Below are 9,206 nucleotides of genomic sequence, written 5' to 3' on the forward strand. Positions count from 1 at the left end.
TCGCCCGCCTCGTCGGCGGTGCGCACCGCGTCGACGAGCTCGGCCTCGGTCGTCGTCTCGACGTAGCGGCCGACAGGTCCGCCGACGCCGAGCGTCGTGAGGTCAGCGAGGCGGGGTGTGGTGCCGACGGTCATGCGTCCAGGCTACGGGCGGTCGACGGGCGCAGGCGCCTCGTCGGCCACGTGCGGCTCGTGCCGACGCAGCGGCGCTGCCGCACCCGCGACGAAGATGCCCAGCGCGACGGGCACGAGGATCACCAGCAGCGCGTGCCGGTAGCCGACGTGCTGCGCGAGCAGGCCGAGCAGCGGCGGACCCGCGAGGAACGCCGAGTAGCCGATGGTCGACACGACGCTCACGCGTGCGGCGGCGCGCAGCGGGTCGTCGGCCGCGGCGCTCATCCCGACGGGGAACCCGAGCGCGGCGCCCGCGCCCCAGGCGACGATGCCGGCCAGCGCGAGCCACATCGTCGGCGCCAGGCCGAACAGCGCGAGCCCGACGAGCGAGAGCACCGCGCACAGGCGCAGGACGAACACGCGCCCGTAGCGGTCGAGCAGCGCGGTGCCGAACCAGCGCATCGTCGTCATCGCCGCGAGGAAGACGCCCAGCGCCACGGCACCCACGGCGTGCGGAGTCTCGAAGCCGTCGACGACCGCGAGGCTCACCCAGTCGTTCGCCGAACCCTCGGTCAGCGCGGCGGCCAGCACCACGAGGCCGATCAGGAGCGTGCGCGGCTCGAACCAGGCCGCGAGCGCGCGGCGGGCCCGGCCCGCCCCGGACGGCGCCTCGAGCGCGTCGGCGACCTCGCTCGTCGCGACGACGGGCTCGGCGAGGAACAGGCGCACCGACAGCACCACCGCGACGCTCGACAGCACGAGGACCACAGGCAGGTGCACGACCACCGGCACGTGCAGCCACGCCGCCACCGCAGCGACACCGGCGGCCGCAACCGTGCCCAGCGAGAAGCCGGCGTGGTACCGCGGCATCACGGTCTTGCCGAGCCGCTGCTCGACGACCGCGCCCTCGACGTTCATGGCGGCGTCCCACACACCCGTGCCGACGCCGTACACCACGAGACCGAGGGCGGTGAGCGCGATCGACCCTGCCGCGACGCCGACCGCCGCGAGCGTCAGGCCGCCCGCGTTGAGGAACGCGGAGTACAGCACGGTCCGACGCGCGCCGAGGTGCTCGATGATCGTCCCCGACAGCGGCAGCGCGACGAGCGAACCGACGGACCCGACGAGCAGCAGCAGGCCCATGCGGCCCGCCGAGAGCTCGAGCCCGTCGCGGACGGCGGGCAGACGCGACGCCCAGCTCGCGAAGTTGAAGCCGCTGAGGAAGAAGACCGCGAAGACCGCGAACGACGCGGCACGCACCGGGTCGTGAAGGGTCCGCAGGCGCACGCCGCCCTCCCTGACGTCATCGGCCGAAGTGCTGCTCACGGTACGCGAACCCTCTCGTCGTCGGTGCTGAGGTCGACCGCGGCCACGGGCGCGGCGGTCGCGAGGATCAGGTGCTCGTCGGGCGACGGCCCCGTGACCGGTGTCGTGCCGGCGGGGACCTCACGCTCGGTGCGGTGCGCGAAGCACACGCTCGCGACCATGGTCACCGCGATCAGCATGAGCGCGTGCCGCGCCCCCATCGACTGCGCGGCCAGGCCGAGCAGCGGCGGGGCGGCGATCGAGGCCACGGACGAGAACGACGAGATGACCGCGACGCGCCCGGCGGCGCGCACGGGGTCGTCGGAGGCCGCGGCGATGCCGATCGGCACCGCGAGCGCGGCACCGAAGCCCCATGCGACGACGCCCAGCGACGCGAGCTCGAACGACGGCGCGAGGCCGAAGAGCAGCAGGCCCAGGATCGAGACGACGCCCGAGACGCGCAGCACGAGCACGCGCCCGTACCGGTCGATCAGCCTGGTGCCGACCAGGCGCACCACGGTCATCGCCGCGACGTACAGCGCGAGCACCACGCCGCCGACGGCCTCGGTCCGCCCGAAGCCGTCGACCACGGCGATCGAGAGCCAGTCGTTGGCCGAGCCCTCGGAGAACGCGGCGGCCATGACGACGACGCCGATGAGCAGCGTCCGGGGCTCGCGCCAGGCGTCGAGTGCGCTGCCGACGCGGCGTCGTCCCGCGGCCCCACGCGTGCGGCGATCAGTGCGCGCGTCGGCGGCCGTGACCTCGACCGTCAGCACGCGAGCGTCGGACGGTCCGGGCGGCAGCACGACGCCGCGCAGCGACGCGAGCCGCCACACGACGGCCACCACGGCGACGGCGCCGAAGTGCACGGCCGGCGAGACGCCCGAGCGGGACGCGAGCGCGCCGAGGCCCGAGCCCACGACGGCGCCGATCGAGTACGCGGCGTGGAACTGCGGGATCACCGTGCGGGACATCGCGCGTTCGATGCGCGCGGACTCGACGTTGAGCGGGACGTTGCCGAGCGCGATCGAGACGCCGTTGAGGAACACTCCGACGCACAGCAGCCACACCGACCCGAGCGCAGGGCCGACACCCATGAGCACGTACGCGAGCGCGAGCGCGGCGGTCGAGGCCACCACTGCGGCGCGGCTCCCCCATCGCTGCACGACGATCCCCGCGACGGTGACCGTCAGGAGCGCGCCCACCGAACCGACCAGCAGCACGCCCCCGAGTGCCGAGGGGGTCAGGTCGAGCGCGTCGCGGACGGCGGGCAGCCGGGCCAGCCAGCTCGAGAAGACGATGCCCTGCAGGCCGAACAGGCCGAGCAGCAGCAGGCGTGCGCGCGCGACGACCACACCGGACCGGGGGTCGTCGGCAAGGGTGCGGGCGACGAGGGCGTGGTCGTCGCGGGCGCGCTGGGTCACGGTGCTGCTCCGGGCCGGGTCTCGGGTGCGTGTGGGTCAGGGTGCGGATCCGGCCGCGTCGGTGCTTCGTCGGACCGAGCCCGGGGCTCTGTCGGATCGAGTCCGAACGGTGTCGAATCGATTCGAGGCCAGCGCTGGAGACGTGGTCGAATCGATTTGAGGATCGCCGACCATTCTGCGGGTACGCTGACCGCTGCGTCAACCGACGCGGTCCGGCACCCGCCGAGGCCTCGTCGGAACCGCTCCCGACGATCGTCCGCGGCCGTCGGCACGTGCCCGAGTCGCCAGCCCGGAGGTGCCCGCTGTCGTCCCAGCGCCCGACCCTCGCCAACGTCGCCGCCGCGGCCGGAGTCTCGGTCTCGACGGCCTCGCTCGCGTTCTCCGGCGCGGGCCCGATCGCCTCGGCGACCCGCGAGCGCGTGCTCTCGGCGGCCGCTGACCTCGGCTACCTCGGCCCCAACCCGCTCGGCCGCCAGCTCCGCAGCGGCCGCTCGGGCATCGTCGGCGTCGTCGTCGGCGACGCGCTGCGCCGCTCGTTCCGTGACCCGGTCGCGATCCAGGTCCTCGACGGCCTCGTCGGCACGCTCGGCGAGATGGGCCTCGGCGTCCTGCTCATCCCCGGCCCCAGCGACCCCGCCGAGCCGCCCGTCGACCCGCTCGTGCTCTCCGCGGGCATGGACGTGGCCGTGCTCCTGTGGGGTTCGGGCGCGCACGACCCCGTGCTGGACGCACTGCGGCGCCGGGGCGTCCCGACCGTCGTCGTCGAGGGCGTCCCCGAGGCCGACGTCGCGACCGTCGGCCTCGACGACCGCCGCGGCATGACCGAGCTCGTGCGCCACCTGCAGTCACTCGGCCACGAGTCGTTCGGGTGCGTCACGCTCGCGTTCGACCGGCACCGGGGCGACGGCTTCGTCGCGCCCGAGCGCTGGCACGAGGTCGTCTGGCAGGTCACGCGTCGGCGGCTCGACGGCGTGCTCGACGCGGGCATCACGCCGGTCGCCGTCTACGAGACGCCGGCCTCGCTCGTCGAGCACGGCAAGACCGCCGGCTTCGCGATCCTGTCCCGGCCCGACCGCCCGACGGCGGTCGTGTGCCAGTCCGACCTGCTGGCCTCCGGCGTGGTCCTGGCCGCGCGCGAGCTCGGGCTGCGCGTGCCCGAGGACGTGTCCGTCGCCGGGTTCGACGGGCTCGACCTGCCGTGGCTCGCACCCGACGTCCTCACGTCCGTCGCGCAGCCGCTCGCCGAGAAGGGCGCGACGGTCGGGCGCGCGGTCGCGAGCCTGCTCGCGGGCGACATGCCCGAGCCGGTCGTGCTCCCGGTCGCCCTGCAGCAGGGCACGACGACGGGCCCCGCACCGCGCTGAACGGGCCTGTCGCCCCGCTCGTCACCGGCGCCGGACGGCCAGGGGCCGGTGCAGACGTCTGGTGTCAGCCGAGGCGGACGACGGCCTGGGCCTTGCCCAGGACACGCTGCCCGTCGAGCGTCACCGCGAGGTCGATGCGCGCGGTGCCCGCGGCCTCGTCCAGCGCGCCGACGGTCGCGACCACATCGATGGTCGCGTCACCCGGGTCCGGCACGGGGATCGGACGCGTGAAGCGCACCTGGTAGTCGACGACGCGCCCGGGGTCACCCGCCCACTCCGCGACCGGCCCGACGGCGGCGCCCATCGTCCACATGCCGTGCGCGATGACGTCGGGCAGCCCGACCGAGCGCGCGACGCGCTCGTTCCAGTGGATCGGGTTGAAGTCGCCCGAGGCGGCGGCGTACCGGACGAGCCGGGCACGGTCGACGACGACCTGCGCCCGCGCGACCTCCTGGCCGACCTCGAGCTCGGCGAGCTGCGGCGCCATCATGACTCCTCCGGACGGACCGCCAGCGTCGAGACGACGGTCGCGACAGCCTCGCCGTCCTCCGCCGAGATCTCGGCGCGCGTCGTGATCATCGCCAGCCCCGCGCGCTCGACGATCGAGTCGACGTGCAGCACCGTGACGAGGCGGTCACCCGCGTGGATCGGGCGGTGGTGCGTGAAGCGCTCGTCGGCGTGCACGACGCGCGAGAAGTCGATCCCGGCGGCGGGGTCCTCGAACAGCTGCGCCTCGGCGCGCTGCGCGACGACGACCGCGAAGGTCGGCGGCGCGATCACGTCGGGGTACCCCAAAGCGAGCGCCGCCTCCGTGTCGGTGTGAGCGGGGTGCTGTGCCCCTACCGCGGCCGCGAAGGACCGCAGGTGCTCACGACCGACCTCGAAGACGGCGTTCGGTGCGTACTCGCGCCCGGCGTACCCGGTGTCGACCGGCATCGCCAGGGTCAGCGGGTCTCGCGGTGCAGCGTGTGGCGGTTCTCACGCGGGCAGAACTTCTTCATCTCGAGACGGTCGGGGTCGTTCCGACGGTTCTTCTTCGTGATGTAGTTGCGCTCCTTGCACTCGGTGCAAGCGAGCGTGATCTTCGGACGGACGTCCGAGCTCTTGCTGGCCATGGTCTTGCCACCTCTCGCGCCGTGCGGCGCATGCGATCTATTCGGTCACCTCGCGGTGCCCGGTGGGTCATGGGCGGTCTGACGTGCGCCCTGCTGCTGCACGTGCGCTGCGGGGTCGCGGCGTCGAGCCGGAGCCGCAGCACGGTGAGCACGCACACCGTGACCGTCGGCCACGCCGTCGACGCGCTCCGCGCACAGACCGTCGACAAGGATAGCGCAACGAGCCGACCCTCCCACACTCACGCCTCGTCGGGAGAGCCCCGCCCGATGGCAGCCGCCCCGCGCCGCGGCGTGGGCACCCGGCCCGCAAGCGCTGCCACCGCCGTGGTCGCCGCGACGACGACGACAAGCCCCGCAGCGGTCGCGCCGTCGACCACGTAGAGGCTGCCCAGCGCGAGGTACGCCTGCTCGACGAGCAGTGCCACCACGCTCCCGGCTACCCCCGCGACGAGCATCGTGAGCGCCGCGCGGCTGCCCGCCAGACGGCGCAAGGTCGTCGGACCTGCGCCCAGGCGCCGCAATCGCCGCTCGCTGGCCGCCGCGGCAGGCGACAGCGTGACTGCGAGCAGGACGGCGACCAGGCTCAGGATCCCGCCCGCGAGCGCTGCGCGTGACGTCAGCCGCTCGGTCGCCGGGACGACGACCAGCACCGAGCTGTCCGCCGAGAGCAGTGTCAGCGTCGCGGTCGGCGCCGCGCGCAGGATCGCCGAGTGCGTGCCGCTCGGGTCGTCCATCGGGGCGGCGACGTAGATGTCCGAGCCGGCGGGCGTGCTCAGCGCCTGCGTGTGGGGGTCCACCGTGCGCACCTGCACGTGGCCGCCCATGAACGAGGGTGGCTCCTCGAACGGCGCCGTCACGAGCTCACCCGGGGCGTAGGTCCGGCCGTCGACGCAGGCGCCGTCGGCTGCCTGCACGTCCCCGAACACGACCCCCAGGGCCGTGCACGTCCCCCAGACGACAACCTCGTCGTCCCCCACCGCCTCGAGCACCGCCCCGGCGCCCACGGCATCCACGAGAGCTCGCGCGTCGGGCGTCGCCGACCCCGCGACCGACGCCGACCACACGGCACCGGCCGCGCCCGGCGTGGTTCCAGCGAGGACCTGCAGCACCGCGAAGGTCACGGCGAGCACGGTCGCGACGGCGGTCATGGCGAACGTCGCGACGACGAGCGGCGTCGGTGCGTGGGCGAGCTGACGCCACGCCAGCAGCACGTCGAGCCGCCGCCACTGCAGACGGCCCGACCACCGACGGACGCACGACCCGACGCCGAGCGCCGTGCCGAGCACGAGCGCCGCCGAGCCCACGAGAAACGCCAGCGACGACGCTCCACCCGCCATCCGCTGGTCGGCGGTGAGCCACCGCACGGCCGTCATCCCGACGAGGAGCAGCGCGCCCGCCGCCGCCGCGGTCGGGGCCCAGCGCGCTCGTGAACCGCCGACCTCGCGCACGGTCTGGTACGCCGCGCTCCGCTCCGCCCGGGACCACAGCGCGGCCCACGCCGTGATCCCGACCACGGTGCCCCCGAACGCGACGACCGCCAGCACGACGGTCATAGGCACGCTCGTCGGGAAGAACGCGAGGCCCAGCAAGCCTGTGCGGGCCAGACCGACCACCAGCGCCGTCCCAAGGGCGGCACCGCACGCGGCAGCTGGCAGGCACGCGCGTGCGACGTACGCGCGGATGAGCTCACGGACCTGCGGCGTGGAAGCGCCGACGAGCCGGAGCCTGGCCGCGTGAGTCCGCACCTGGTCGGCGTGCGACTGCGCGCACGCGGCGAGCACCACGAGCGCCGGCAGACCCCACAGCAACGTCAGCACGAGCTGGGACTGACGCACCGGGAGGAGCCCGAGCGTGTCGACGTCCGTCGCGCCCCAGCCCACGCCTGAGTACAGGCCGCCAGGGTCCGCTACGCCGACGACCGCGCGCAGCTGGTCCGGCGACACCAGCGCATCCTGCGCCAGCACGCCGACGACCGCGCCCGGGACGCGCCCGGCGAGCCGCGGGTCCGCCTCGAGCGCGGCCGCGAGGGCGGGCGAGACGTACGCCTCGCCCGCCCTCGGGAAGTGGTCCACTCCCGGCGGCACGGGTGCCCGCTGCGGCGCGTCGGCGTGCAGCAGGAGCACGCTCAGCGCGCGTTCGTCGTCGATCGACAGGACCTGGTCCCAGACGAACAGCGGTTCGACGTCCGACGACCGTTGCGCGCTCACCGTCGACCACCGGCTCGGCATGGCACCCAGCGCGACGAGCAGGTGCGCCAGGACCACGAGCGCGAGCGCCACCGACGCGGTCCCGACCCACAGCACCCGTGCACGCCGCCCGCGACTGTCGCGAACCATCGCGACAGCGAGGTCGCGGCTCCAGGAGTCGCTCAGCACGACGCCGCGCCGAACAGCTGCTCCGCCGACGGCAGCCCACCAGTCGGCGGACCGACGCGGCCGTCGTGCACCTCGAGGACCCGGTCCGTCAGCGTCGCGAGCGAGCGGTCGTGCGTGACCATGACGAGGCTCGCCCCGACCGCGCGCGTCGCTGCGAGCAGCACCTCCAGCACCGCACGTGCGTTGACGGAGTCGAGCGCGCCTGTCGGCTCGTCCGCGAAGACCACCGCGGGCGCGTGGGCGACGGCGCGGGCGACCGCTGCCCGTTGCGCCTGGCCGCCTGAGACCTCGCCCGGGCGACGGCCGGCAGCATCGGCGACCCCGAGCTCGTCGAGCAGGCGTGACGCCCGCGCCCTCGCATCGCGCCGCGACGCGCCGGCAAGGCGCAGGGGCAGCTCGACGTTCTCCGCGAGTGTCAGCTCCGCCATCAGGTCCCCGCCCTGGAAGACGAACCCGAACTCACGCAGCCGCAGCTGCGCCAGGTCCTCGACGCGCAGGCCCGCTAAGTCGGACCCGGAGTACTGCACCGCTCCCGCACTCGGGCGCTCCAGACCCGCGAGGCAGAGCAGGAGCGTCGACTTGCCCGCGCCACTCGGCCCGACGAGCGCGACAGCCTCCCCAGACGAGACCGACATGCTCGCGCCGGACAACGCGGGCGTCGCGCCGAAGCGAACCACCACGTCGTCGGCAACCAGGAGCGCGCCCACCGTCAGCGGTACGCCTTCGCGGAGTTCGTGCAGTTGTCGGGGAGCAGCGACCCGCGGTCCCGGCACAGGTGGAGCTGACCCGACTGCGCCGGGTCGGCGCCCCCCGTGGTCTTGTAGCTCAAGTACGTCCTCGTATTGGCGCCACCCTTCCAGTAGGTGGCCGCCGACCAGCTGTAGCCGTCGACCTTCGACTGGATCTTGACGCTGTTCCCATCCTCCTTCGTGTCGCCGAGGTACCCGGCCCAGTTCCAGCCGCTCCACTTGCCGCTCTTGCAGGCCGAGGTGCACGGCCACGGGTCGAAGCTCTGCGTGATGCTGCTGAAAGAAGCTCCGGTCGTGGAGAAGGAGGGGAGCGTGCCGGCGAACGCGGTGGTGGCACCACCGAGGATCAGCGCACTCGCCAGGGTCGCGCCGGTCAGGGACTTCCTCATCGATGAGTCCATTTTGTGTCGTCGTCTGGATGTACGAGAGTTCCCGGGCGCGGGCGACGAGCATGCCCGGAGTCCGGGGGCACTCCACGCACAATGGCCACAGACAAGCCACCGTTGGCGCGGCGCCGCGGCCGCACCAAGCACTTCGCCCCCTGACTTCGGGCCCGCCACGACTCCGAGCCCTGCCGCACCATTGCGGCCATGCGGGTCGAATCCAACCAGCCCTCCGCATATCGACACAAGCACGCCACCGCGGGCAACTTGGGACGCGCGCAGTCCGGGCCTCACTCCAGGCCGGGCTTCTCGATGGGCGATGCAGCGGCGCCACGCTCGTCTACGGCGAGAGGCCGGACCCTGAGGGTCCGGCCTCTC

The 9,206-nt window shown here is 74.0% G+C and carries 9 protein-coding genes; 1 reads left to right on the forward strand and 8 read right to left on the reverse strand.

Going from position 1 to position 9,206, the window contains the following annotated elements:
• Positions 1-143: 143 nt before the first annotated feature.
• Positions 144-1,400, reverse strand: a complete 1,257-nt coding sequence (locus tag CGE01nite_RS16370) for an MFS transporter (protein WP_141371736.1) — start codon at positions 1,398-1,400, stop codon at positions 144-146.
• A gap of 35 nt (positions 1,401-1,435) precedes the next feature.
• Entirely contained in the window at positions 1,436-2,842 is a 1,407-nt protein-coding gene (locus CGE01nite_RS16375; protein ID WP_229747357.1) for an MFS transporter, read from the reverse strand.
• 272 nt (positions 2,843-3,114) lie between these two features.
• On the opposite strand from CGE01nite_RS16375, the gene CGE01nite_RS16380 reads away from it, so the two are divergent.
• Positions 3,115-4,206 carry a LacI family DNA-binding transcriptional regulator gene (locus tag CGE01nite_RS16380; protein ID WP_229747356.1) on the forward strand — a complete coding sequence of 364 codons (1,092 nt, stop codon included), beginning with the start codon at positions 3,115-3,117 and terminating at the stop codon, positions 4,204-4,206.
• 64 nt (positions 4,207-4,270) lie between these two features.
• Here the strand turns inward: CGE01nite_RS16380 and CGE01nite_RS16385 are convergent, their stop codons facing one another.
• The 6 genes from CGE01nite_RS16385 to CGE01nite_RS17420 all read right to left on the reverse strand — a co-directional run bounded on the left by CGE01nite_RS16385 (position 4,271) and on the right by CGE01nite_RS17420 (position 8,834).
• Entirely contained in the window at positions 4,271-4,693 is a 423-nt protein-coding gene (locus CGE01nite_RS16385) for a MaoC family dehydratase (RefSeq protein WP_082156526.1), read from the reverse strand.
• Positions 4,693-5,142 (reverse strand): FAS1-like dehydratase domain-containing protein, encoded by a 450-nt coding sequence (locus CGE01nite_RS16390; RefSeq protein ID WP_048344238.1) that lies wholly within the window; start codon positions 5,140-5,142, stop codon positions 4,693-4,695. Before CGE01nite_RS16390 ends, CGE01nite_RS16385 begins: the two co-directional genes overlap by 1 nt.
• 8 nt (positions 5,143-5,150) lie before the next feature.
• The gene (gene rpmG / locus CGE01nite_RS16395; RefSeq protein WP_013882814.1) at positions 5,151-5,321 is read right to left on the reverse strand and encodes a 50S ribosomal protein L33; all 171 of its coding nucleotides are present in this window, start codon (positions 5,319-5,321) and stop codon (positions 5,151-5,153) included.
• Between the two features lie 239 nt (positions 5,322-5,560).
• Positions 5,561-7,657 carry a hypothetical protein gene (locus CGE01nite_RS16400; RefSeq protein WP_141371737.1) on the reverse strand — a complete coding sequence of 699 codons (2,097 nt, stop codon included), beginning with the start codon at positions 7,655-7,657 and terminating at the stop codon, positions 5,561-5,563.
• 32 nt (positions 7,658-7,689) lie between these two features.
• Positions 7,690-8,403 (reverse strand): ABC transporter ATP-binding protein, encoded by a 714-nt coding sequence (locus tag CGE01nite_RS17415; protein ID WP_229747355.1) that lies wholly within the window; start codon positions 8,401-8,403, stop codon positions 7,690-7,692.
• Positions 8,404-8,405: 2 nt separating this feature from the next.
• Positions 8,406-8,834, reverse strand: a complete 429-nt coding sequence (locus tag CGE01nite_RS17420) for a hypothetical protein (protein WP_048344236.1) — start codon at positions 8,832-8,834, stop codon at positions 8,406-8,408.
• Between the last annotated feature and the right edge of the window lie 372 nt (positions 8,835-9,206).

It is taken from the genome of Cellulomonas gelida, from assembly GCF_006538725.1.
Classification (GTDB): domain Bacteria; phylum Actinomycetota; class Actinomycetes; order Actinomycetales; family Cellulomonadaceae; genus Cellulomonas; species Cellulomonas gelida.

What these genes read in the sequence shown, in the direction of transcription:
- CGE01nite_RS16385 (WP_082156526.1), bottom strand. Translation starts at nt 4,693, where the DNA reads ATGGCGCCGCAGCTCGCCGAGCTCGAGGTCGGCCAGGAGGTCGCGCGG.
- CGE01nite_RS16390 (WP_048344238.1), bottom strand. Translation starts at nt 5,142, where the DNA reads ATGCCGGTCGACACCGGGTACGCCGGGCGCGAGTACGCACCGAACGCC.
- rpmG (WP_013882814.1), bottom strand. Translation starts at nt 5,321, where the DNA reads ATGGCCAGCAAGAGCTCGGACGTCCGTCCGAAGATCACGCTCGCTTGC.
- CGE01nite_RS16400 (WP_141371737.1), bottom strand. Translation starts at nt 7,657, where the DNA reads ATGGTTCGCGACAGTCGCGGGCGGCGTGCACGGGTGCTGTGGGTCGGG.
- CGE01nite_RS17420 (WP_048344236.1), bottom strand. Translation starts at nt 8,834, where the DNA reads ATGAGGAAGTCCCTGACCGGCGCGACCCTGGCGAGTGCGCTGATCCTC.